This is a genomic window from Asticcacaulis aquaticus (assembly GCF_028550415.1).
Lineage (GTDB): Bacteria > Pseudomonadota > Alphaproteobacteria > Caulobacterales > Caulobacteraceae > Asticcacaulis > Asticcacaulis aquaticus.
The window spans coordinates 538,738-561,991 of the sequence record NZ_JAQQKX010000001.1; the positions used below are offsets into that span (position 1 = coordinate 538,738).

23 protein-coding genes are annotated in these 23,254 nt (G+C 56.5%); 13 read left to right on the forward strand and 10 right to left on the reverse strand.

Annotation, left to right across the window (positions count from 1 at the left end; translation table 11 throughout):
- Positions 1–464: 464 nt before the first annotated feature.
- Both PQU92_RS02615 and PQU92_RS02620 read right to left on the reverse strand, forming a co-directional pair.
- Positions 465–773: a DUF736 domain-containing protein gene (locus tag PQU92_RS02615; protein ID WP_272746653.1), complete on the reverse strand. Its 309-nt coding sequence runs from the start codon at positions 771–773 to the stop codon at positions 465–467.
- Between the two features lie 689 nt (positions 774–1,462).
- Positions 1,463–3,511: a ParB/RepB/Spo0J family partition protein gene (locus PQU92_RS02620; RefSeq protein WP_272746654.1), complete on the reverse strand. Its 2,049-nt coding sequence runs from the start codon at positions 3,509–3,511 to the stop codon at positions 1,463–1,465.
- Positions 3,512–4,122: 611 nt separating this feature from the next.
- Here PQU92_RS02620 and PQU92_RS02625 point away from each other — a divergent pair.
- The 4 genes from PQU92_RS02625 to PQU92_RS02640 all read left to right on the forward strand — a co-directional run bounded on the left by PQU92_RS02625 (position 4,123) and on the right by PQU92_RS02640 (position 7,487).
- The gene (locus PQU92_RS02625) at positions 4,123–4,752 is read left to right on the forward strand and encodes a GntR family transcriptional regulator (protein ID WP_272746655.1); all 630 of its coding nucleotides are present in this window, start codon (positions 4,123–4,125) and stop codon (positions 4,750–4,752) included.
- A gap of 149 nt (positions 4,753–4,901) precedes the next feature.
- The gene (locus tag PQU92_RS02630; protein ID WP_272746656.1) at positions 4,902–5,048 is read left to right on the forward strand and encodes a benenodin family lasso peptide; all 147 of its coding nucleotides are present in this window, start codon (positions 4,902–4,904) and stop codon (positions 5,046–5,048) included.
- Between the two features lie 44 nt (positions 5,049–5,092).
- Positions 5,093–5,746, forward strand: coding sequence for a lasso peptide biosynthesis B2 protein (locus PQU92_RS02635; protein ID WP_272746657.1), 654 nt, complete (start codon positions 5,093–5,095; stop codon positions 5,744–5,746).
- Position 5,747: 1 nt separating this feature from the next.
- A complete protein-coding gene (locus PQU92_RS02640; protein ID WP_272746658.1) occupies positions 5,748–7,487 on the forward strand; it encodes an asparagine synthase-related protein in 1,740 nt (579 codons plus the stop codon).
- On the opposite strand, the gene PQU92_RS02645 is transcribed toward PQU92_RS02640, so the two are convergent.
- The 4 genes from PQU92_RS02645 to PQU92_RS02660 form a co-directional block, all read right to left on the reverse strand.
- Positions 7,423–9,561, reverse strand: coding sequence for an Atxe2 family lasso peptide isopeptidase (locus PQU92_RS02645; protein ID WP_272746659.1), 2,139 nt, complete (start codon positions 9,559–9,561; stop codon positions 7,423–7,425). The genes PQU92_RS02640 and PQU92_RS02645 overlap by 65 nt on opposite strands.
- A gap of 14 nt (positions 9,562–9,575) precedes the next feature.
- A complete protein-coding gene (locus tag PQU92_RS02650; RefSeq protein ID WP_272746660.1) occupies positions 9,576–12,137 on the reverse strand; it encodes a TonB-dependent receptor plug domain-containing protein in 2,562 nt (853 codons plus the stop codon).
- A 115-nt stretch (positions 12,138–12,252) separates the two neighbouring features.
- Positions 12,253–13,191: a FecR family protein gene (locus PQU92_RS02655; RefSeq protein ID WP_272746661.1), complete on the reverse strand. Its 939-nt coding sequence runs from the start codon at positions 13,189–13,191 to the stop codon at positions 12,253–12,255.
- Between the two features lie 79 nt (positions 13,192–13,270).
- Positions 13,271–13,876, reverse strand: coding sequence for an RNA polymerase sigma factor (locus PQU92_RS02660; RefSeq protein WP_272746662.1), 606 nt, complete (start codon positions 13,874–13,876; stop codon positions 13,271–13,273).
- Positions 13,877–14,022: 146 nt separating this feature from the next.
- Between PQU92_RS02660 and PQU92_RS18820 the strand changes: the two genes are divergently transcribed.
- Both PQU92_RS18820 and PQU92_RS18825 read left to right on the forward strand, forming a co-directional pair.
- Positions 14,023–14,295 carry a helix-turn-helix domain-containing protein gene (locus PQU92_RS18820; protein WP_368407087.1) on the forward strand — a complete coding sequence of 91 codons (273 nt, stop codon included), beginning with the start codon at positions 14,023–14,025 and terminating at the stop codon, positions 14,293–14,295.
- Between the two features lie 65 nt (positions 14,296–14,360).
- A complete protein-coding gene (locus PQU92_RS18825; protein ID WP_368407088.1) occupies positions 14,361–14,648 on the forward strand; it encodes a helix-turn-helix domain-containing protein in 288 nt (95 codons plus the stop codon).
- Between the two features lie 39 nt (positions 14,649–14,687).
- On the opposite strand, the gene PQU92_RS02665 is transcribed toward PQU92_RS18825, so the two are convergent.
- The 4 genes from PQU92_RS02665 to PQU92_RS18830 all read right to left on the reverse strand — a co-directional run bounded on the left by PQU92_RS02665 (position 14,688) and on the right by PQU92_RS18830 (position 17,321).
- On the reverse strand, positions 14,688–15,701 hold the full coding sequence (locus tag PQU92_RS02665; protein ID WP_272746663.1) for a hypothetical protein: 1,014 nt from the start codon (positions 15,699–15,701) through the stop codon (positions 14,688–14,690).
- Entirely contained in the window at positions 15,702–16,364 is a 663-nt protein-coding gene (locus PQU92_RS02670) for a hypothetical protein (RefSeq protein ID WP_272746664.1), read from the reverse strand. It lies immediately after the preceding gene.
- 164 nt (positions 16,365–16,528) lie between these two features.
- Positions 16,529–17,164 carry a DNA -binding domain-containing protein gene (locus PQU92_RS02675; protein ID WP_272746665.1) on the reverse strand — a complete coding sequence of 212 codons (636 nt, stop codon included), beginning with the start codon at positions 17,162–17,164 and terminating at the stop codon, positions 16,529–16,531.
- A complete protein-coding gene (locus PQU92_RS18830) occupies positions 17,094–17,321 on the reverse strand; it encodes a transcriptional regulator domain-containing protein (RefSeq protein ID WP_368407089.1) in 228 nt (75 codons plus the stop codon). The genes PQU92_RS02675 and PQU92_RS18830 overlap by 71 nt, the downstream gene beginning before the upstream one ends.
- An 825-nt stretch (positions 17,322–18,146) precedes the next feature.
- Here PQU92_RS18830 and PQU92_RS02680 point away from each other — a divergent pair.
- The 7 genes from PQU92_RS02680 (at position 18,147) to PQU92_RS02710 (ending at position 23,253) form a co-directional block, all read left to right on the forward strand.
- Positions 18,147–19,070 carry an AAA family ATPase gene (locus tag PQU92_RS02680; RefSeq protein ID WP_272746666.1) on the forward strand — a complete coding sequence of 308 codons (924 nt, stop codon included), beginning with the start codon at positions 18,147–18,149 and terminating at the stop codon, positions 19,068–19,070.
- Entirely contained in the window at positions 19,067–19,534 is a 468-nt protein-coding gene (locus PQU92_RS02685) for a CBASS system Cap8 protein (RefSeq protein WP_272746667.1), read from the forward strand. The genes PQU92_RS02680 and PQU92_RS02685 overlap by 4 nt, the downstream gene beginning before the upstream one ends.
- Positions 19,531–20,031: an HORMA domain containing protein gene (locus tag PQU92_RS02690; protein WP_272746668.1), complete on the forward strand. Its 501-nt coding sequence runs from the start codon at positions 19,531–19,533 to the stop codon at positions 20,029–20,031. The genes PQU92_RS02685 and PQU92_RS02690 overlap by 4 nt, the downstream gene beginning before the upstream one ends.
- Entirely contained in the window at positions 20,031–20,930 is a 900-nt protein-coding gene (locus PQU92_RS02695) for a CBASS oligonucleotide cyclase (protein ID WP_272746669.1), read from the forward strand. Before PQU92_RS02690 ends, PQU92_RS02695 begins: the two co-directional genes overlap by 1 nt.
- Before the next feature lie 11 nt (positions 20,931–20,941).
- Positions 20,942–21,679: a DUF6602 domain-containing protein gene (locus PQU92_RS02700; RefSeq protein WP_272746670.1), complete on the forward strand. Its 738-nt coding sequence runs from the start codon at positions 20,942–20,944 to the stop codon at positions 21,677–21,679.
- Positions 21,680–21,723: 44 nt separating this feature from the next.
- Positions 21,724–22,605, forward strand: a complete 882-nt coding sequence (locus tag PQU92_RS02705; protein WP_272746671.1) for an SMODS domain-containing nucleotidyltransferase — start codon at positions 21,724–21,726, stop codon at positions 22,603–22,605.
- Between the two features lie 456 nt (positions 22,606–23,061).
- Positions 23,062–23,253, forward strand: coding sequence for a hypothetical protein (locus tag PQU92_RS02710; RefSeq protein ID WP_272746672.1), 192 nt, complete (start codon positions 23,062–23,064; stop codon positions 23,251–23,253).
- Position 23,254: the final 1 nt, after the last annotated feature.

Consider the following 23,254-nt stretch of genomic DNA (forward strand, 5'->3'; position numbering starts at 1 on the left):
GCAGCCGAAGGAAGGTTGGGGAGACCGCCGGAAACGGGACCGCAGGGACGCCCCCTTGACCCGCGCGAGGGCGGAGCCCTTAGCCTTAATTGTCTTATTGCGATCTCAATTCCGCTGCTTTTGACGCGCAGATTATCCACAGGCCGCTGGAACGCCCCTCACCCGGATGCCAGCGCCTTGCGGACGACCCTGCTTATGCTTGTTGGCCGTCCGCGCTCTCTCAAGGCTAAGACAGGCCCCGCCGTTGCCCCCGGCGGGGCTCCCTTGTTAGGGATTGAAGACGTTTGTCTCACGCCCTTGTGTGTGGTCAGGGCGCGCCCTTACCTTTAGCGTCAGGTCATGGTTATCGGGCTCATCCCCCCCCCCTCGACTCCGGTAACCGGAGCGGCTTCGCCCCCCGAAGCCGCTCCCAACCCTCGCACACGAAAAGACCCCGCAGCGATGGCCACGGGGTCCGTTGAGGCTTATTTCGACACCGGGCGGGTCCACAGCAGATTGTAGGCGTCCGGGTCTTCGTCCTGGAACAGGCTGGCATAGATCGGATGCGGGAAGCTCGGATCGTCCAGCTTGAGGGAGATGTATTCGCGCCCGTTGTCGGCGGTGCGCTTCCAGCCGGCACCGATTTCAGCCGCCCCGGTATAGATGCGGTAATCGGGGGCGTTTTCGGAGGCGGGTTCGTTTTCGACCAGACGGGCCTTGAAGTTCAGGGTCGCGGTCTTGACGGAGCCAGAGAAGCCGGTGTCGGATTTCACAAAAGTGCCGATGATGGACATGGGTTTGTTCCTTTCTGCGTTCGAGCCGCGCCAATCGCGACCTCGATGAGGGTCGTGCGAACGGGGCCGGACCGCGCGCACCCGCAGGGCCGAAGGACTGGCGGAGGGGGCTTTTTTGCTTCGCGATGCAAAGCCGAAGGCGGCGGAAAAAAGCCCCCGGAGCCGGTTGCGCGCATAGGTCCGGTTGCGTTCAGACCTCTCATCGTCGAGGTCGCGCCTTGGCTTCGGCTAGGCCAGAAAGGGGCAAACCGTGCGCCGTCCTCGCCGGTTGCGACCTCCGACACCGGCTTCTCTGGCTCCGTCGGGGATGGGCTCCGTTTGGCTAGCGCGTGACGGGCGAAGGCGATGTCGCCTCCGAAAACGCCCCCGATTACCGTGCCGCCCACGGGACGATCGGACCCGCGCGCTGGCGGACGCGCACCGCCGACACCGGGCGCGACAGCGCCCCCAAGATGGGCGAGCCGACGCGCCCGCATCCGATCTATGCCAGCCTGTTCCGGGGCGAAGCCCCGCCCCCTGCTCCTGCCGGGGGACTCGTCCGCCGTAGGGATAAGCCTCACCCGGACGCCGTGGTCCTCGCTGCGGGGTCTTTTCGGGGGCGACGGGACGACACAAAAAGCCCCGCGCCATTGGCGCGGGACCGTTTGAAACAAAAAAGACCGGGACCGCCCAAGCGGTCCCGGCCCCCGCTACTCTGCGGCTTCGGGCAGGTCCGGCAGACCGTCCGTTTCCTCCGGCGCGGGCAAGGCCAGAGGCTCGTCCTGATCTGGGAGTGCCGGGGTACGGAGGCACATCGGCAACCACCCCGTCGTCGCCACCAGTTGCTCGGCGGCAGCGGCCATATCCGGCTTTTTCAGCTTGACCAGACGGTCGGCCGCTTCGTCGCCGACCGCTTGGCGGACGGCAGCCACTATCTGGCCCTTGGTCACGCGGCTGAAATAGCTACGGGCGGTCGGACGCCAGTGGCCCGTCATATCCAGACCGATATGCGCCGCCATTTCGACGGAGGCCGCATAAGCCGCCTTGGGCATGTAGGGCTGCACCACGGCAAAGACCGTTGACGCCGTGCAATGGGCCATGAGCGCGCCCAAGGTTTCCGCGTCCAGCTTCTGGATATGCGGCCATAACTCGCGCGGGTCTTCGGGAAGGCCCTCGGCCCAAGCTTCGTGACGGGTGTTCAGCGCCGCCGCCGTGGGTGTCTCGTCCAGACCGTCTGCAAACTGCTCGATGGGGGCTCTGCGGGCGGTGATGTCGAGACAGGTGACGCTGCGCTGGCTGTAGAAGGTGTCGAGCGTCAGCTTATGGACGAGGAAGCGCGCGGCCAGTTCCGGCTGTTCGGCCAAAGCGTAGCGCAGGGCGAGCGTCCGGTGGGTGGTCAGGTCACGCAACAGGATATCAGACAGAGGCACGTCTTCGGCAATGTCTCCGTCATCGTCCGCGTCCGGGTCGGTTGCGGTGACGTTGCGGACCAGACCGTCCGTTTCATCATCCGCGTCTTCGCCCGTTTCCGACGCGCCCGCCGCTTCGTCATCGGGTTCCGCCACCTCGTCTTCGGCGCGGATCAGGCCCCGTGTAAGGCTGACCGTGCCGTCATGGGCAAGGCTGACGAAGACACCGCCGCGCGCGATATCGTCAGGTAGGTACGCGTCCTCCAGCGCTTCAAGGCGCTCGATTTCCTTTTCCAGTTCCCCCGCCTGACGGTCGATGTCGTCGGGCAGTTCGTCGGCCCCTTCAAAGGGCGCAACGAGATTTTCGAGGGCTTCCTGCGCGGCCAAAAGGGCCGCGCTGTCATCTGCTGACAGGTCTTGCGGCTCCTTGTAAATGCGGCCCCATCCGTTGCTATATGGGTAATCTATCGCGGCCTCGGCCCATTTCCAGCCTTCGGCCTGACGGGTGGCGGCGGCGACCTGCGCCAGATGCTGCATGACCAGTTGGTCGAGCAGACCCGCGTCAGAAAAGTATCCGCCGCCCTCTTCGGTGAACAGGTCGCGCTCGATGACGCCCCCGGCGTTTTCATAGGCCTCCATTCCGACCAGCTTGGCGCGGCGGTCGGTATGGGCCACCCGCCCTTCCATCAGCAACCGCTTGATGTGGAAAGCGTCATTATAGACGCCTTTCAGGCGGTCGAAGGCGGCTTCCTGACGCGCATGATCCTCGGTGATGGCGTAGGCCATCAATTGGCTGAGGGTCAGTTTTTCGTCGCGGTAGGCTTGCATCAGGACGGGCGACACCGCCCCCAAACGCAAGCGCTGCTTGACGGTGTGTTCCGACACACCAAAGCGGGCGGCGATTTCGGCGGCGTCCATGCCGCGATCCGTATTGAGGGCGCGGAACGCTTCGTACTGGTCGGCGGGTGTCATGGCTTCACGGGTGACGTTTTCGTCCAGACTAACCTCATGGGCGTCATCGGTGTCACGTACGACGCAGGGCATGGGGGTGTCGCGGGGAATTTCGCCGTCCTTGGCGCGGGCGATCTGCGCCAGTCTGCGGCCTTCGCCCGCCGTGACGTGGAAAAAGCCGGTTTCGGCCCCCGCCTCGTCCACTTCGGGTTTGACGATCAGGTTTTGCAGGATGCCTTTGGCGGCAATGCTGGCCCTGAGCGCGACCAGAGCCGCCGCGCTGTGCGGGGTCTTGCGGGCGTTGTCGGGGGATTTCAGGAGGCGATCCAAGGGGATCAGGGTTTGAAAGCCGGACTGAACCGTATCGGTCGAGACGGGCTTAAGGGCAAGCTTAGACATAGCCAGTTCCTTTCGTAGGCTAGGGTTTCAGCGGGCAAAATGCCGCGCTGAAACCCTGCCCGTCGGCGAGACCGGGGTAGCAAGCGCAAGGGCGACCGGGGCGGAGGGGGATCACCCGGCCTGCACAAGCGGTGTCTGAAATGCACTTTGTCTGAGGTGCGCGCGCGGAAGGCTGGGGAGACCGCCCCGGTCGGGCCGAAGGCCCCTGCCCTTGTGCGCGCGAGGGCGGAGCCCTTAGCTCTGGTCCCCGTGAAATCGACTCAAAGACCGTCGAATGGTGCCACCGGTGTCATTAGCGCGCGCATTTAAAGTGTGAAATTGCCGCCAAAACACAATCTGCGGTAATTGATGCTGCGAGTGTGACACTTTCGCATCGGTGGTCGTTAAGTCCTTCTCGCACTTGCGTTATAATCCGAATATATTTGTCAGACAGATGAAAACTATAAGGGTTCCAACCACATTTGCGGAATCGAGCGGTATTCCGCGGCCCACAACTCTTGATTTTAGACGGTGTCTCAAACACACTTTCCACTCGCCCTCCCCCGGCGCGTGATGTGCCCCCGCCCCATGGGGCTCCCACTTCGCCGGAGCGGCGTCAGGAGCGTGTACGAATGGTGGGAAAACCGCTGGCTTATGAAAAAGTGTATGAGACAGTCAAGCGGGCGGTCATGGAAGGCATGTTCTGGCCGGGCCAGCGCATTGAAATCGGACGCCTGAAAGCGTTGGTCGATACCAGCCACATCCCAATTCGAGAGGCGCTGCGACGCCTGTCGGCTGAGGGTCTGGTCGAGGCACATCGGCGGGAGGGGTTTTCCGTTCCGTTGGTAACGGAACCCAGTTTGCTCGGCCATTACGAGTGGCTTGATGCGGCTGTGCGTTTTGCGGCCAATAAGGGGACACCCCCACCGGCACATATCCTCGAAGAGATTGACTTCGAGGGCATGCGCGCCCTGCCGATCGCCGACGCCACGTCGCGCTTCTTTCTGGCAGTGGCCATCGCTTCAGGCAATACGGGCGTGGAAGCCACCGTCCGGTATATCAACGACAGCCTGCACCTGGTGCGCACACTGAAAGAGTCACGTCTGCCCGACAGCCGTGCTGAACTCGACCGCCTCATCGACACGTGGCGCCGAGGCCCCCTCTCCGAGTTCGAGGCGGCTCTGAAGGCGTATTTCGACCTTCGGCATGCGCTTGTGCCGGAAGTCGTGCGCTTATTGTCTCGCCGTAAGAGCTTCGATTAACAGACAAAAATCGTCAAGTTTTTAAACCCCTAGTTCGCCGCGAATATATTCGGAATATATTCGGATTATATAATTCATATACCCGCGTTCCGCTCCTACGCTCGGTTTTGCCATGATGACCATGGTTCAACCTCAAATAGGAGCCTCCTATGAAGACCCAAGCTGAAACCGCCGCCGACTACGCGCCTCTGGCCGATGATATCATCGAACTGGGCGTGGCTTCGACCGATACGCATGGTATCGTCGGCAACCAGGAGCCGAACGGCCAACTGTTCACCGGCATTTCCGAAGACTGAATGGCCACGGGCGTACGGGCGTAAGCCCGTACGCCTGCCTTTCCATGACCCTTCGCCTCGCCCCCCATATTTCCTATTGCCTGCTCGCGGAGCGACCTGTCTTTTTTGACGTGTCGAACGACCGCTATTTTCATCTGCCGGATGACCTGGAAAACCCTTTTCTCTTCGGATCAAAACACGGCAAAGTCGATCAAGCCGTCGCTGACCGCCTGATTCAACTCGGTGTGCTGGAAGTCTGTGCCCCCGATGCCGCGGGTTGGTGCCCCGTCGATCATTCACCGGCTGTCGTCAGCGTTCTGGAGCTTGACCAGCCCGAACCGCCCGTCACCCTGGCCGGGATATGTGAAGTCGCATGGATTGTTCTGACGGAAAAGGGCGGCCTGTCACACAAGAGTCTGCAAAGTCGCCTTCCGCCCGTTTTTCCCGCGCAGACGTCTGCCGATATCTCGAACACCACGATCATACAAAATGCCCTGTTTTTCCGGCGTGCCCGCAGGTACGTGCCGGTCGATACGATCTGCCTTCTGGATTCACTGTCCCTTCTCATTTTCCTGCGTCGCCGGGGCATCAGCGCGACCCTTGTCTTCGGCGTGAATCTGACACCTTTTTCCGCGCATTGCTGGGTTCAAGCCGGCGATCTGCTGCTCAATGATACGGTCGGGGGCGTTCAGTCTTACCTGCCTATCCGGGTGTTTTGACGTGCTGACCTACGCTCTCACCTGGCGCGACGGCGTCCTCGGCGATTTGCCGATGGTCGGCGAGATGGGCGAGGAAAGCCTTGTCCGACATCTGCCAGGATCGAACGGTTTGTTGCTGGGACGGGTCTATCCCAACCATCCCGAACCCGCCCACCACTGGCTTACGGCGCTCGACGTCCTTCCGGCGGAAGACGCTCAAACCTTTCTCAAGTCGCATTGCTGGGGCGATTTCATCGTCCTACTCCCCAATAGCCTGAAGGCGAATACCCTGGATGTGTTGCGATCGCCCTGCGGGCTGCTGGATTGCTTTCTGGCACACCAAGACGGCACGCTTTATATTTTCTCCGATCTTGCCCAAGCGCAACGATGCGGTCTGTCGTCCCCCCCTATCAACTGGCGGTTCATTACCCATTCGCTGTGTTATGCGGGTCTGCCCGAGTTCGACACCGGTCTCGACACCGTGCAACAGCTTCTTCCGGGCTTCAGCGCGACCTGTGACGACACTGCCATTACATTCAAGTCGTTCTGGTCTCCGTGGCCTGGCGCCGATCGCCGCCAGCAATACACAACGATGGCTGAATCCGTTTTTTCCCTTCGTGCCACGGTCGATCACGTGATGCGCTCGTACAGCCATACGATCCAACATGGTTTCATCGAACTGTCAGGCGGGCTGGATTCCTCCATCGTCGCGACTTGCCTATCCCGCCAGAAAATACGGCTTTCCGGCTTCAACTTGGTGACCAGCGTGCCGGGCGCGGATGAACGTATCTATGCGCGTGACGTCGCCGAGAGCGCGCAGGTGTCGCTGGTCTACTGCCCCTTCGACTCATCGCGTGTTCGCGCCCTGCCCGAGCCGGCTCGACCGGGGCCATTGCCGGGCATGGAGATGCTTCAGGCCGCGGTCGACGATATTTCTCAGCCCCTGTATCAAGCGGCCAAAGCCGATGCGCTCTTTTCCGGTGCGGGTGGCGATAGCGTCCTTTGTTACTTACCTACGGCAGCGTCCGCCACCGACGCGCTTATAGCGTTTGGACCGGGGCGCCGGTTTCTAAGCGCGTTGCAGGATCTGAGCGCGCTACACAACATAACCCTGTGGAAGGCCGGAAAGCTGGCTATCAAAAAAGCGTTGCGGCGGTCCGGCGTCGACTGGAAGCGAAACACCTTGTTTTTAGCGCCCGATCTGAAGGTGCCGGTTCCGTTCAAGCACCCCTGGCTCCAACCTGAAGGTCGCGTCCTGCGTGGCAAAGCCGAGCATGTCCGTCAGATAATCTCGACGAAATTCTTCGGCGAAGTCATGGAGCGGCGTGCCAAGGTACCGGTATATCTCCCGTTGTTGGCACAGCCGGTTGTCGAAACCGCTCTGCGCATACCGACGTGGTTCTGGTTCGACGGCGGTTATAATCGGGCCGTGGCGCGGCATGCCTTTGCCGATCGTCTTCCGACAAGCGTTCGCCTACGACGGAGCAAGGGCAATTTCACGAGTTTCAACGGCCTGGTCTTCGACCGCAACCGCGCGGCTTTGCAAACCTATCTATGTGATGGCCAATTGGCCGGAGCGGGCATTCTGGATATCAAGCCCCTCGCCGACTATCTTAGTCGGCCTCTAAAGAAACGCGATGCGGTGTTCCACCGCGTCTTTGAGCTAGCGCGCATGGAGGCGTGGGTTAGGGCAACCCTCAAGTCGTCGGACAGCCATCGGGACGAGCGGGACGACCTGCCTGATATTCCGCCTTCAGCTTAAACCACCCGTCATACTGCGCTTTCTTTTCCGGCACGGCATCGGTCAGGTTCTGGAGCCAGAAGCGAAACCAATCGAGGTTTCGCTGATAGACGGCGGCCTTATGACGCGGCTGGAACTTCTGGTGCGGCTCGTCCGCGAACACATAGACGTCGATCGGCGTTCCGGCGAGTCGGGCGGGGACGATGTAGTCGAGGGTTTCCAGGTATTCCTGTTCAACGACCTGTGCGAGTAAGGGGGCGCGCAGCTTGTTGAGGCGAAAGGTGGGTGAGATGGCCCGCCATCTCTCGGGTGTGTCCTCGGGTGTGCCAAGTCCCCAAGACCTCTTTAATTCGTCTCTGAAACCTTGCTCCCGAAACCCTCTGAACCAGTAATAGCTGGGCGAAATCGCATTCGACGCCACCGAGGCCGCCGCCAAGAGATTGGTATGGGTCAAGGTCCAAAGCGTGACCTCACTGCCAAAGCTTAAGCCCCCCATCCCCACGCGGCATCGATCAATGGCGTCGAATTGAACTAGGTCGTCAACGGCCGCAGCAACCGCCGAACTGGCCTGGTCAAACCGCTGCACGGCGTCACGGGACAGATCGGGCGGGTAGTTGATGCACAGGCTGGCGATGCCCTGGGCCGCGAGAATGGCCAAAGGCCATTCGTCGCCCAATCCCCCACGCACAAAGCCACGGCAGGTGTAGTAGGTGACGAAGAGCGGTGCGCCTTTGCGCTGGCCGGCCGCAGGATAGTACCAGCCGCTAAAGCGCGTGCCGGACTTATCGGTCCAGGTTCGCGGTTCGGCGCGTACCGCTGCCTGAAGTCCACGGTTCGGGTCGTCGAGGACGACGGCTTGCTTTCCCTGCTGTATCGAGACCAGCCGCGGTGGTACATTGGGATCGGCCTCGACACATATCACGCGGTCATTTCCAACCCCGCAGGGGGCGTTCGGACTTCGCCCGCCTGATAAGAGCCCATTAGATCGGGCCAATAGCGTGACGTTCGACGTATTGGGCTTCCAGCGGAAGACTGATTGGGCGTTGCTGCGCCCATAGTCGCGGGCGGCGAAGACCACGGCCCCACCGTCGGGTTGCCAGACCAACCACTCAATCCCCGACGCGCATGCCGCCGCCCCGCAGGTGAAAATCTGGCCGTCGCGGGTTTTTACCGCCAACCGGGTGAGGCGACCGGAGTCAGCTTTACTCTGATCGGTTTCCGCGATGATGGCGGCGCGGCTGCCGTCGATCGACGAGACCCCCATGATTTCGCCGTCCAGGCGTTGGACGCCTAACGCCTTCCCGTCCGAAGGTTCACCGCCCTCACCTAAGACCTGACGTCGATCTTCGGTCGAAAACGTCCGTATGGTGGGCGCCCGCTCCGACAGGAGCGGACTGCGGTCCATCCAGCGCCCATTGTATCGCATGGTTGTCGCCCGGTCGTTCACCAAGGCGGATCGAAACAGGGGTTGCCCCACAGGGACGGTCGGATCGAGCCGCACGCCGTCGTCGTACTGCTGCGCTTCGGCCTGTGCGATCTCGGCGCGGGACGCCGCGAATGATACCGTAATCGCCTTTCCTTCGGCACTTAACGCGAAGCTGAGGACATCAGCACCTTCCTCGGTAAACATTTGCGCCTGTCCGGTGGAAAGTTCGATCCGCCAGACCTCGACCTTGCCCGACACCACCGCGCGAAAATAGATCCACCTTCCGTCGGGTGACCATTTCGCGGGTTCATCGACGGACTGACCGGCACTGTCACGGATGGGCCAGCCGCCCGCCGCCAGCCATCGGACCGACGACCCGTCCACTGCGGCGACATACCAGGCGGTTTCGAACCTATTGCCGTCAATGCGCGGTTGCTCCCGGCGGTAGACGATCCATTTTCCGTCGGGCGACAGCGCCAGATTGGCTATATCGACGACTTCCACCAGATCGCGTACCGAGAGATCGGCACAAGCCGGGTATGCCAGCGCCGCAAACCCAGCCACGAGCGCACTCAGGGCCACCACGCGCACACGCCGAAGCCCGGAAAGAGCGCGTGTGGGATCATGGGGGCGGCGATAGCCGCCCCTCCTTTCTCGTTTCACCAACATTGATCAGCCTCCGATTAGAAGCGCTTCTTCAGGCCGATCGACACAAACCGGCCTATGGCCGACGTGTTGGCGCTATCGAAATTTATGCCTTCCTGTGTTCGACCGGGACCATAGGCATAGGGCGGGTCGGCATCGAAAAAGTTCTGCACGGCCAGAGTCAGATCGATATCCGAGAACATACCCTCCCCTGCCAATCGGTAGGCGATGGTCAGATCAACCGTGGTCCATGACGCCACAGTGCGTTCGGGCGTAACGTAGGTATCCGTGGCGCTCGATAGGTAGTTGACGATCCCGGTGGTCACGATCGATCCGACCGACCAGGTCGCACCGGCTCGCGCCCTGACCTTCGGCGCGTTGAACACTTTTCCGGTAAGGGTTTGCGGCGGCATCGACGCGATGGTCTGCTGTACGACTTTGAGCCACGTCGCCGATGCAAACAGATCGAGATCGCCGGTAGGCAGCTCGACGGGACCGCGTATAGCGAGGTCGATCCCGTCAATTTCCTGGCGGCTTACGTTGAGTTTGCGGTCGTCGACCAGTGCGAGAAGGGTCGCGGGGTTATAGGTTTGGCCGCTGAAATTCGCAATCCGGCGCGCACCGGCGGTTGCTGTCGTCTGTTGTTGCGGCGTGGGGGCCAGAACAACGAACGACGCGAAGTACGGGTTTGACAAGGCCTGAGTGAACGGTGTGACGGGTGCCAGCACCCGATCCCGGTAAGCGATGTTGAAGCGTGTGACCGACAGACGTGAACCCGCCCAAAGTTCGGGCGACCAGTCGACACCGACCGTCCAGGTTTTCGCATGCTCAGGCTTGAGGTCGGGATTTCCGCCGACGAGCAGCATGGCGACGCCCGGCGTGGTCGATCCCATGACCTGTGCATTATACAGGATTGCGTTGAATGGCTGGGCCAGTTCGCTGAGTCCCGGCGCCTTGAAGGAGGTCCCCAGTGTTCCCCGGACGATCACACCCGGCACGGGTTGATACCGGACCCCATATTTGTAGGTCGAGGTCCGGTCATATCGGTCGTAATCTTCGACGCGCGTCGCCACGCTGAAGTCCAGCCGGTTCAGTCCGGTGCGGGTGTCCGATGGAGAAACCAGAGGCACGAGCGCTTCGGCATAGGCGAACGTTACGTTGCGACGAAACTGATCGACAAGCGGCGACCCCATGCTCGATTTCCGATAGTGCTCGTCGCGGTAGCCCACCCCGATTGCCAGCTTCAGAGGGCCCCCCGGCAGGGCCAGCAGCGTACCGTTGCCGGAGATTTCGCCAGACTTGAGTAGCGAACGGAACATATCCTTGTAAGGTGCGCTCGTTTGCGGGCTGTAGCGATAATATCCGTACCCCCGCGAAATGGTGGCATCGGCGGTAATGGTCCAGTCACCGCCTGCGCGGTAGGTTAGGCCCGGGGCGATCATATAGCTACGCGAGCCGTTTTGCCCGGCGATCCGTTGATCGGTCTTGAAAAACTGAATTTTGACGTCGGATTCATGCTGGCTGACATAGGCATCCGCATTAAAGGTCAACCGCTCCGTGATGTCCTGACCGATGTTGACGAAAAGGGACTTCCGCTCCGTTGGGCGCAACAGCGTGTTGAAGGGCGCGGCGCTGGCCGTTACCTCGCGATCGGTCGTCAGAATTTCGTCCTGCTTGCCGTATTCGACATTCGCGAGCAGATGCCCCCCTGTCCACGTATGGCCGGCGAGCACATTATAGACCTGCTCAAAACCACCACCTTGGGTCGCGCCGCCTATGCGCGCGCCCAGTTGAACCCCGCTGTAGTCTTTGCGGGTGATGAAATTTGCCACCCCCGCAACAGCATCAGACCCGTAGAGTGCCGAAGCTCCATCGGCGATAATCTCCACGCGCTCCAAAGCCCCCAATGGCAACCCCGAAATGTCGCTGCCACCGAACGGTCCGTCTGAGGCTAAGCGGTGGCCATTCACCAGCACGAGGTTGGCGTCCGTCCCCAGGCCGCGCAGGTTGAGGGTCGACGAATTGAACGAGTTATTGTTTTGCTCGACCGGCGTTTGCATGACGCCGGGGTTCTGGCCGCCCGCGAAGGATTGGGGTATCGAACGCGCCAAATCCCCTGCATTGCTGTAGCCTGAACGTTCGATATCCTTACGCGTGATGAGCGTTACCGGTGAAGCGGGCGCGGCGTTCCGCAGCCGCGTACCCGTGACCACTACCTCGGTCGGTTCAGCTTCGACGGCAACGGGCGTGTTTCCTCCCCCTTGCCTCTCCGACACCTTTAGGTAAATCGCGCCGTCCACCTCCGATGCGATAACGAAACGGGTGTTGGCCAGAAGGGCCCCGAGGGCTTCCTTGCGGGTGTAGCTACCATTCAGAGCGGGCGCGGTCGTCTTATTTGCTTCGCCAAAGTCGAACATGATCGCAACACCGGCCTGACGGGCGTATTCGTTCAGGGCGGCGGCGGTCGATTTGGCTTCGATATGATATGTGCGCTTGCCATCATCAGCGCCGACACATGACACAGACCCGATAATCATTGCGGTGGCGAGCGCCCAGGCCGAGGTGCGGCTGGCCCAGTAGGAACGCGATTTTACAAACATGAAGTTATCCCCTCAGACATACGTCACTTTCGTGACAGGCGCGATATACAGCGCCGAGGACATCGAACCCCTAGTTCTGACGGTATGCCTTGATCCCTAGACGGATGGTTCTCGTTTATCGCGAAAGAATGATGCTGTGGCCTTCCTGCGTCACATGAATACCGAATGAAGCTTCCAAACCGGCCAGTAGTTTCGCCGGATCTCGGTTGGTGAAGCGGCCCCCGACGGGTATGGCCCCCAATTCGGGATTGGCGATAATGATCTTCTTGTCGCCGTAGCGATTCAGTTCTTCGACCACTTCACTCAGCACCTGACCGTTGAGCACCAGCTCGTCGTTGCGCCAGCCGGTCAGGAAATTGACATCGTCAGGTGAGACGGGGCGTACCCTGTCAGTTTCGGGGGTCAGCAAAAGCCCCTGATGCGCACCAACCTGCACGACCTTACCCATAGCGGCCTCGACTGTCGCCGCGCCGGACAGGCTGATCAGGTCGAGCGACTGGTCGCGTAAACGGGCCACGTATTCACCCGGGCCCAGTTCCGCCACGTTTTTTCCGGCACGCAATCGAAGCGGCTGAGCGCCCACCGCGACCTTTATCGCCACCTCGCCGCGTTCCAGCCACAGATCCCGGCGGCCTTTGTCCAGTTTCCATGCGGCTTTGGTGTTGGTGTTCAGTTCGACCTGGCCCCCATCGGGGAACGGCACGATCTTGCGTTCGCCTACCGCGGTTTCCGCTTGAACGCGGGAGTTGCCAAAATTGATGGCGAGTGCGCCGATGGCAATAGCACCAATGACGGCCGCCGCCGCGCGGCCGGTGGTCAGAAACCCGCGGCGTGTCGGTCGCGGCAAAGGTTCGATAGGCGCGGTGAGGCCGCGTAATTTCTCCAGTTGGCGCATGGAGGCATACACCTTGGCGAAGGCGACGGCGTGCTGCGGATCAGCGTCGCGCCAAGCCTCGAAATCGGCATGGCTCCCCTCACCGCTATCCATCCGCGCAAACCACTGGGCGGCGGTTTCCGCGATGTCGTCGGCGGATGCTGGAGATTCCGATGTCATACGTGCGCCACCCCGTAGAGGCCCGAGACCTCACCCGGGCACCGATGGCCCGAAGCATAATGCAATTTAAAGCGGTAGTCTAATCGCGGGCGGGGCGTTTTCGAGTGGTGTGCTGGGAATCCCGCACCATTTCCAGCCCCTGGCGATCAACGACGCCCATATTGGCGGCTTCGACGGCTTGCTTAAACAGCAATGCCCCTCGGGTCAGATGATACTCGACGCCCTTGACGGTCATGCCTAAGCGATGGGCGATCACCTTGATCGGTAAGGCGTCCAGCCGGCGCATCAGCAACACTCGACGGGTCATATCCGGCAGGGAGTGAATGGCGTCCATGCCGACTCGCACCTGCTCGCGCACCGAGAAGGTCTCGTAACCGTCCAAGTCCTGCGCCGCATATTCCAGGGTCTCGAAATCCGGAAGGGCGGACATCCGTACGACCTGCGCGCGCCGGACGTGCTTCAGACCCAGATTGAACACCATGCGCATGACGTAGGTGCGGGGCACGGCAATCGACCGCCAAGCCTCCCCGGTCAACAAGGTCGCATAGACGTCATGCACCAGATCGCGGGCGCTCTCCCCCTCACCTGTCAGCCGCTTCGCAACCCACAGGTACTGTTTTTCGTAAGGCGCCACGAGGTCGGCGAACCAACGATCGACATCCCGTATCCAAACACCGTTACTCATGGCTTTCTCAGCGCCTATAAAATTATTTGTAGCGGCCTATCCTGACCTAAGTGAAATCTGAGTATGGATCACGATCCATGAAATTCAAGCTAAATATGGATCATGATCCATGGCGGTAAACATCTGTTTGTTCGACGTTTACTCGTATGAAGCCCGAAGCAATATTAGGTTGGAACTTAAGAAGAATTCGACTGGAGAAAAACTTTTCCCAGGAAGAGGTTGCGTTTCGTTTGGGAACGGCAGATCAAAAATATATAAGTCGAATCGAAAGTGGAGACCAAAACATTACCTGTCGAACGGCCTTTCGACTTGCAGCAGCGATATGTATAGATCCAAGCGAGCTTTTCGATACAACTAAATTGCCCCACAAATATCAATCGCTACTTAAGTCACTATACGACCCCCTTGTTAACAATTGATCGAATTTGACGCTTGATGGATCATGATCCATGGCGCGATTTTGTTACATTGCCATGCTTAACCCATGGATGTTGAACGATTAATTGGCTGGAATTTCCGACGCCTCCGCATGCAGCAAGATCTGTCTCAGGAAGAGATGGCGTTGCGATTAGGCAGTGTGGATCAAGCTTACATCAGTCAGTTAGAGTCCGGAGGAAGAAACCCCACCGGGCGCACTATTTATAGATTGGCTCGGGTGCTCGACGTGAACCCTGGTGAATTGTTTTCAATTGAGGACGCGCCCTCTGATATTGTTGGCAATCCAGATGAAATCCTAACGTCGGTATCTACACACGGAAAAAGACGACGTTAGAGAAGTGATACTCAAGGCGATAGACGTTCAACGTTTGAGTCACTTTACTTCGGCCCACGTGTAGGTAAAGGAATCGGGTGAAGCACCGAAGGCATGTTGGAAGGCTTGCTTAGTGCTGTTCGTCATATCCTCTTTGGAATGCTTGCTGGTAAGCCAGCCAAATTCATAATTAAATGGCCCATCGGACAATATCCACTGCCTCACAAGATCATAGTTTATGACATTCGCGTAGAATGCAGTCAGTGTTTTTACTGCATTCTCCTCGCTTACGCCCGGTATTGCGCGGGGAAATATGCCATCATCGTCAGCTTTATCTGTAAAAAGCGATAGGTGTTTTAGGAATAAGTTCGTTATATCTTGCGACGCCCGCGCTCCAGTCATCCATGCACCAGGCCAGCAAAAAAATTCCGGACGGCTTAGTTTATCATCGCAAAATGCTAAAAAATGGGAGGACATCACTCTGACTACAATGTTGCTCAAGTCATATGTAAAGCCTCTTTTTTCCTCCATCAGCTTTGCTACTGGGCTGTGCTCCTGCCATTCTACGATATGCTCAATTACAGCAAGGGGATGATCATATCCGCAAGAGCTTGTAAGGATGTCCGCCGCCTCTGCGTATTGGGTGAACGAATATTCGGTTATTAGAGAAAGAACTTGTTTCTCGTCCCGGGCCGCTTGGCAAAGCCTCACAAAGCGGATTCCTGCATCGACGTCGATTAGGAAATTTTCAAAAGATTCAATCTGAATCGGAAAACCACGCGAGGGATTTATTGCGATGTCCAGAATTAGCATAAACAATGCGACGGCGGGATCGTCAATTTCTGACGGCACCGCTCCAGTAATTTCAAGGAATGCGTCAAAAGCTTCGCCGTATTCGCCGTCCAACATTCCTTTTTGGCGCCAACCTGCTAAATTCGGCGCGTCTTCTAACGCGAATGATAAAAACTGGAGCTGGATAAATCGCGCCTGCCCCTCATACAAAGCATGCGTTCCAATCGGCGATACTCGAACTGGTCCTTGATAAACAAATCCATCAATTCCAGCACGTTCCACTTATTTAAAGCTATCCTCCCAATGTTTTACGCCCGGTAAAATTTTATTTTCTGAATCGAAAGTAGATTGCATCAACGCGACTGCATGAATATAAGATATCCAATAACTATGACCCATACTTTCAAAATAACGATCTTCAGAAGCGGCAAAAATATTTTTCGGTTTAAATGATAGATACCTATAATACATAGCGTCTATGGCATTATTGACTATTGTATTTGCTTGAGACAATAATTCAGAATCATCTCCACTACGCATCTTACTTTCAGCCCATGATTTTATAGGTTTATGATTTACACCTCCTTCTACTAAGTTTGCCAGCCTCTGTGAATTTTCATGGACAATGGCAGGAATTTGAAAACTTGTAATTAAGCCTGACGTAGATCCTACGTGTTGCCACCAGTGAACAGTCTCATGCAAATAAGTCGAATATGCAAAAACCATATCCGCTGTTATTTCGCGTGCCGGTATTAGACCATTTTGTGACTTTGCTGCCGCGACCGCAGCATCAACCAACCGGTGAACTTGCGGATTCAATCTTAATACGAACTTATCTGTAGTGTATGTACCGCGAGCGTTTAGACAGGCATTAAAATCTCCAGCCTCCAATTCAACTGAGGTTGGCGTATCCAGTAAGCCGACGTCGCCAGCGAAATTTGCCATTTCAGTTCTCCAATTGACCTCTTCGATAGAAGCTGTATGCGATAAAAGCCACCACCTACGCAACCATATAGCGATTGAAATCAACCAAAACTTGGTAAATTATGCCCTGCGTTTACTATCGGCGCTGCGTTTTTTTATGAAGCGATCCACGGTCAAAAGAGCATCTATTTCAGCAAGTCACTATAGGCTCCGGCAATCATTGACTTGGAATAGTTTATTAGCCTCTTAATTCTAAGACGCATAAAGTCTGAGCCATTCGACCAATTTTCCGTTGCCCTTTCTCCAAAAAGGGTAAGCGCGATCTCGCGCTGGCTCGCACCTGTAGCGTGCGCATCATAGGCACGGAGCGCTTGTACCCAGCGCTCTGCTTTCGTCTCAGCCGGATAAAGCTTGGAAACGAACTGGCCATGTTGATGCAGACCCACCAGTCGGCGCAGGCTCATTACTCGGGTTTCCAAGTGCCTGAATCCTGACAAGGCATATCGCAGATATACCGGTCCATTCAGCACTGTCCCTTCAAGTACAAAGAGTTGAAGGTGATGCACCCCATCTGTCAGCAATACGACTTCGAAGCCTTCCTCCAATACCAGGACCGTCGCGAGCCCGCGGTAGAGATGGATATCGAAAGCATTTTCGGTGGCGTACGCAGGTAAAGTGCGGACAAGCAGAACGGATTTATCCCAATCTGGCCGCCAGAATACCCGAGCGCGGTCACCCAACCGTCCTTCGTTATGGGCGAAAGGATACCCCCCAGTGGCCAGCATCCGTCGCGGAACGCGCGCGGATGATCTGAACTTCATTTTGACTGTGGTCACCGTCGTGCGACAAATCTGGTTTTGAGCGGACTTGGTACAGAGGGTTGCGACGTAACCAAGCCCATGCCCAGCCGACCCTATCCATCTCGGTCAATGGCTGGTACGCAGCCGCGTCTTTCCAGTCTCCCGCATACAGGGGCATTAGCTCACTCCATGCTTAGGACATTGACTGCATTAAGATTATCCATTCGCCAAAGTACCATAATGCCGTTTTCGCATTTGCGAAATAAATTTATCCACAGACCTCACTAAATAATCGCAAAAACCTCTTTTGGTTGTGAAAAGGTCACAAGCTCACGCGGCCCGTTAGGACGTGCGGCTAAATTCCCAACTTCTGAGGGAAAGCATACAGACCTAAGCTGTTCGATGACTCAAACGTGCCAAATCGAGATGATGCAAAGGGAACTCCAATTTCTGAAGTGTCCGCTTATTTTACAGATTTGGCTGGTCAAGAATTTACGGATTTATTAATATGGTTCCGAAAATGTTCTTTTTTTAGCACTCCCCCCTCTTGAGTGCTAACCGGTCGATGTGTTACCATATCTGGTAGACAATCGAAAAATACACCCACTAAATCTGCCCCAACACTGGACAACGACGCGGAATCAAACCACAAGTGGAAGGTTTAAAATTTCGTTAGCGCGAATCATCGAAGTGCGTTAACTGGATAATATGGGGGAGAAATCTCACATCCCGACGCGACTTCGCTAGGCTCGAAGAGTCGAGCCCGCGCCTGAAAATCTTCGCGTAATGAGTAGCCCGGCTTTGGCCGAAATCGAAATTGGAAGAGGACACAAGCCTGACTTGGCGGTCCTAGATTGCGCCCTCTTCCTTCTTATCTTCCGACTCAAGTTGCGTCGGCAGATGGTCTTTAGCGTCTTTATTCCCGTCTTTCAACGGGGTGTAAGTCACTAAAGCACCGGATGCTTGTCCGACTGGGTCCTATGAACCAGAAGGACAAAACTTAATGTTGAACGCTCAAAACGTCGCACAACTCGACGATGTACACGCCCCGAAGGGTATTCAGCGAATCCGGCGTCTTCCGGACAGCCAACTCGGTGCGATGTGGGATTCTATTATCCTCGACAGCGCAATAAAATCTCAATTGGTATCGCAGGCGGTCCTAAACTTTACGCTGCGTGGCAAAATCAGTCGAAATGTCATACCGTTGCACGGCGTGATACTTCTGGTCGGCCCACCGGGCACCGGTAAAACTTCCCTTGCACGTGGCCTAGCAAATCGCGTGGCGGACATGTTTCCGCGCGGTGGTTTCAAGTTGCTGGAGGTCGACCCTCATAGCCTGACAAGCTCCGCCATGGGTAAAACGCAGCGTGCTGTGTCCGAACTTTTCTCTCAATCGATCTCAGAAGCCGCCTCGGCAGGACCCACCATTGTTTTGCTGGATGAAGTGGAAACTTTGGCGGCAGACCGCAGCAAACTCAGCCTTGAGGCAAACCCGGTGGATATTCACCGCGCCACAGATGCCGTGCTCGTACAGTTGGACCAATTGGCAGAGCAGCATCCCAATTTGCTTTTCATCGCCACGAGCAATTTTCCTGAAGCGGTCGATGCCGCGTTCACCTCACGCTGCGACCTGGTGGTAGAGGTCCCTCTTCCAGAGCGCACGGCTTGTGCTCAAATTCTGACGGATTGCCTGAACGGTTTGGCGCAGACATTCCCGGCTATCGGTCAGTTGGCGCGCTCAAACGATATCGGCGCTCTGGCGGCGGAATGCGTTGGCCTGGATGGCCGCGCCATACGCAAAATGGTGGCAACAGCATTGAGCACGTCGCCGGAAACTGCGGCAGATCCGTCTCGATTGACCATGGCCAACCTGCTTCTCGCGGCCCGGGCCTCAAAAGCCAATCGTCTAAAAGGGGCGCGGAAATGAGCACGTTATATAGCCGCACCTTCCGAAGCACACCGCACCGCACGGCACGGGCTACTTGGGACGCGATCATCAGTTTGTTATGTCAAGGCCGTAACGACACGAAATTTGCCGAGTTGTCTGCCGTTGCAGGCATTGCCTCTAGCCTGATCTCCGACCAAGCGCCGGCGTCGTCACCTATCGTCGTGACGTGCGATGGTCCACGCACGCGGATTTACTGCACCTTCGATGATGCGGCGATCGAAGATGAAGGCAATGAAGACGCTTTGGGATTCGATCCCCTCGCTGGAAATTGGGCGATTTCCCTTCCCTGCCCGGCGGACGACCTGGCTTGGGTAGAGGTCGCTTTAGCGGCAAAGTCTACACGCATCACGGCCCGGGACTTGGCCGATAAGAGTGTCACTGAAACAAAGGCGGCGTCTCAGGACGGCCTTGTCCTCGATTTGCAAAGGTTCCTGGCATCATGACAGCCGTTGCCGTTTACTCGTATACGCACTCCGTTACGTACGTAACGGACAATATCTTAAAGAGCCTGAAGGATATCATTCGCCTAAGCGGACTTAATCCAAATGACTTTGTCAGCGACTGGGATATCAACGCCCGCGGTATCCAGACCTGGATCGAAACCGGCGACTTGGAAAGCGTCAGCCTCGAAATCTACCACCCACGAACTGACGCACTGATCTTCCGCTGGGAGATTGAGATCGCGTACCAGTGGACTGGCGGAGACGGTAGCTTTTACACCGACACGGATCAACTCAAGTACGCGATCAAAAAGGCGGGCGTGGTGCCGTCAGAGGCGAAGTACCGCCTTTTGACACACACGAAGACCGGGCGACCTGACGTTAGCGGCTGGTCTCGTACTTCGGCACGCTCTACGACCGGCATGGTCAAACAAAGTCTTGGGTCAACAATTGAACATAGTGGGCTTGGTGCAAGCACCGGCTACTGGAGGCATCCATAATGCTGAGTATCGACGAAGCGTTTCGCAAATTCAAAAGCCGCCTGGAGCTGAATGATAAGGAACAGTCAAATGCGTCTGCACGCCAGACTGAGGTGCGCGACTATCTCAACACGAAATTTGCGATTGATCGCAGCTTCTTGACTGGTTCCTACGCGCGATGGACTAAAACCAAACCTCTCAAGGACATAGATATATTTTTTGTCCTGAAGACTTCGGAAGATCATTACCGTAAATCGGCACCATCCGTGATCTTGTCTGATTTCCACAAGGCCCTCGTCGAGAAATATGGCGACAGCAACGTGAAGAAACAGAACCGATCCATCAATGTGAACTTCGGCGTGAAGGCGGACGCGGACGACAATACGGACTACCGCATTATCAGCGTCGACGTTGTTCCGGCGTTTACCAGCGGGAACGACTACGAAATCCCCGATGACGAACTTGGACGGTGGATCAAGACCAATCCGGAAACACACGCTTCTAAGGCCGTCGCTGCGCACCAGGCTTACGGCAACGAATGGAAGGGTTTGGTCAGGATGATGAAATACTGGAACAATAACCCAAAGCACGGCGAAAAGCCCATAAAGCCGTCTTTCCTTATCGAGATTATGGCGCTGGACATTCTATATGGCGGCTGGGGTGGTCAGTTCGATCGTGAATTTCAGTCGTTTTTTGCCACCCTCGCAGACCGTATTCACGACAGATGGCCCGACCCCGCCGGCCTAGGTCCAGACGTCAGTAACGGTATGGATGCTGCCCGCAAAGACCGGGCTAAACAACTATTGAAGGCCGCAGAGCGCGAAGCGTCAAACGCAATCGCATTGACGCGTTCGGGTCGAAACGGCGAAGCGCTAAAAGCGTGGCGCGCCCTGTTCGGCCCTAAATTTCCACTTAGCTAAGGAGTTCAATCATGGCTGATTGGTCACTTTCCACATTGCTGACCCAGTTGCACGATGACATCGAGCGACAGTTGGCTTTTGCGCGCAAAGGGATGGAGCATCCGGTCGTTAAGGGCGATGCAAGCGAGGCAACTTGGCTCAAGCTTTTGAAAACCTATCTGCCTGAAAGATACAAAGCGGACAAAGCGTTCGTCGTTGACAGCCAAGGTCACTTTAGTGAGCAGATTGATATCGTTGTCTATGATCGGCAGTATTCGCCTTTCATTTTCACCTTTAATGATCAACTCTTCATTCCGGCCGAAAGCGTTTACGCCGTATTCGAGGCGAAGCAGGAGTTGTCAGCGGATATCGTCCGGTACGCTCAGAATAAAGCCACGAGTGTTCGCAAGCTAAAGCGTACGAGCCTTCCCATCCCCCATGCTGGCGGCATCTATGCCGCGAAGGTGCCAATGCCCCTTATTAGTGGGGTATTGGCATTCGAAAGCGGCTGGACGCCCTCTTTCGGAGTTGCCCTTGATAGAGCACTCAAAGTTAACTCCACGGAAGGTTTATTAAATTTGGGATGCGTTGCCGCTCACGGGCATTTTTACTTCGATCCGGCCACGCAGGACTACGTCTACAGGTCCGAAGGCAAGGCTGCGACGGCGTTCTTGTTCAAGCTCATTGCGATGTTACAGATGTGCGGAACGGTACCGATGATTGATATCGACGCATATGCCAACTGGCTTATCCCCGATGCCCAACCATAGTCCTCCTGAAGTTTCTGGTCGCAGAGGCCATGGATGTATACGTAATGCTTCCGCAGGCCAGTTTTAAAAGGTTTCTCTATGAAATCGAACCTAGCAAGACGACGTCACAAAACTGTGCAAGGGCATACGCGTCCGTTCGCAATTTCTTGTTCGATCACGAGGATTATCGCGATTTAACCCGGGATGTTTTTGTCGCTGGCAGCTACGCGCGGGACACAGCCATCCGTCCTCGTAAAATCAACGGTAGAATTAAGGCGCCCGACGTCGACATTATGGTGGTGACAGATCATACCCGTGCTGACCATCCGGAAGATGTGCTTCAAGACTTGGCCGATGTTCTTGCGGCTAAGTACAACGTCAAACGGACCAACAGGAGATCTGTACGGCTCGAATCCTACGGTTGCCAAGTCGATGTTGTTCCGGTGGCTTACTATAGGAACAAATTTCGCTTGCCTGACAGAGATGCCGAAGAATGGATATATACTAATCCGCCCCGTCATAAAGAATGGAGCACTTCTCAAAATCAAAAGTTCGGCAAACGTTTTAAGCCACTCGTCAAAATGCTCAAATGGTGGCGCCAAGAACATGTCTCTGGAAAGCGACCAAAGGGCTTTTTGATGGAAATTCTGGTCGCTTCTTATGGCCCTGCCGATGAGATACACTTGGGCGAGGCTTTTGCTCAAACTCTTGAAAATATCTGCCATGAATATTTCGACGCGGCGATGCGTGGGCGTAAACCGATTATTATAGATCCGGCTATGCCTGAAAATAACATGCTTGACGGAGTATCGGCACCTCAGTGGCAAGCTTTTATCGACAAGGTACGCATTCACGCTCAGTTTGCCCGCAAGGCACAAATTTCAACCGACCTCAATAAAGCTGTTTGGTATTGGCAAAAAGTGTTTGGAGATCAGTTTACTGGCTGAGTTGAAAATGTTCGTGGTTTGCCATGCTCTCGGTGTGATCGGCATATAAATAGGAGAAGTAATGCAGATTTTGAAGCCAGCCGTATTGGGAATGGGTGGGTCCGACGTCTATTTTTCAGATCAGCCTCGCCTCAAGGTGAGATTTGGCCAACCAGGGTCTCGCGTAACAATTGAGATTGAGAACGAAACAGATATTTGTACGGGAGATGGCAGCGCTGACGATCGCGAACGGGCGAGAGCCCATTTGGCTATCGTTTTAGAACGTATCTTGGCTGAATTGGTCTCGAAGTAGCATTTGCTTACGACGCTTAGTAGATGAGAATGACGATCCAAATGCGACAAAAGGCTTTGGTCCCAAGTTCTCTCTTGCGACTGTACGTCCCTCGTTCCTATATTGCTTCCATACACGAAGTAGTGCAGTGTGTGACCATGTACTTTTCCGGCAGGAAGGCTCCTATGACTCTCTTGAAATTAGTCGGCCTGGCACCGTCAGAGGCGGACAAGCGTCTTAAGGAATTGGTCAATTCGTCCTACAACTCAGTTAAAGTTGTAGGCAGAGGAACTGTACGCATCGATCCGGCAGAAGTGCGTGAAACTGAAGAGTTCAAGAAAGCGTCCCGGCGTGCAAAAGCGATCGTCAACTCTTAAT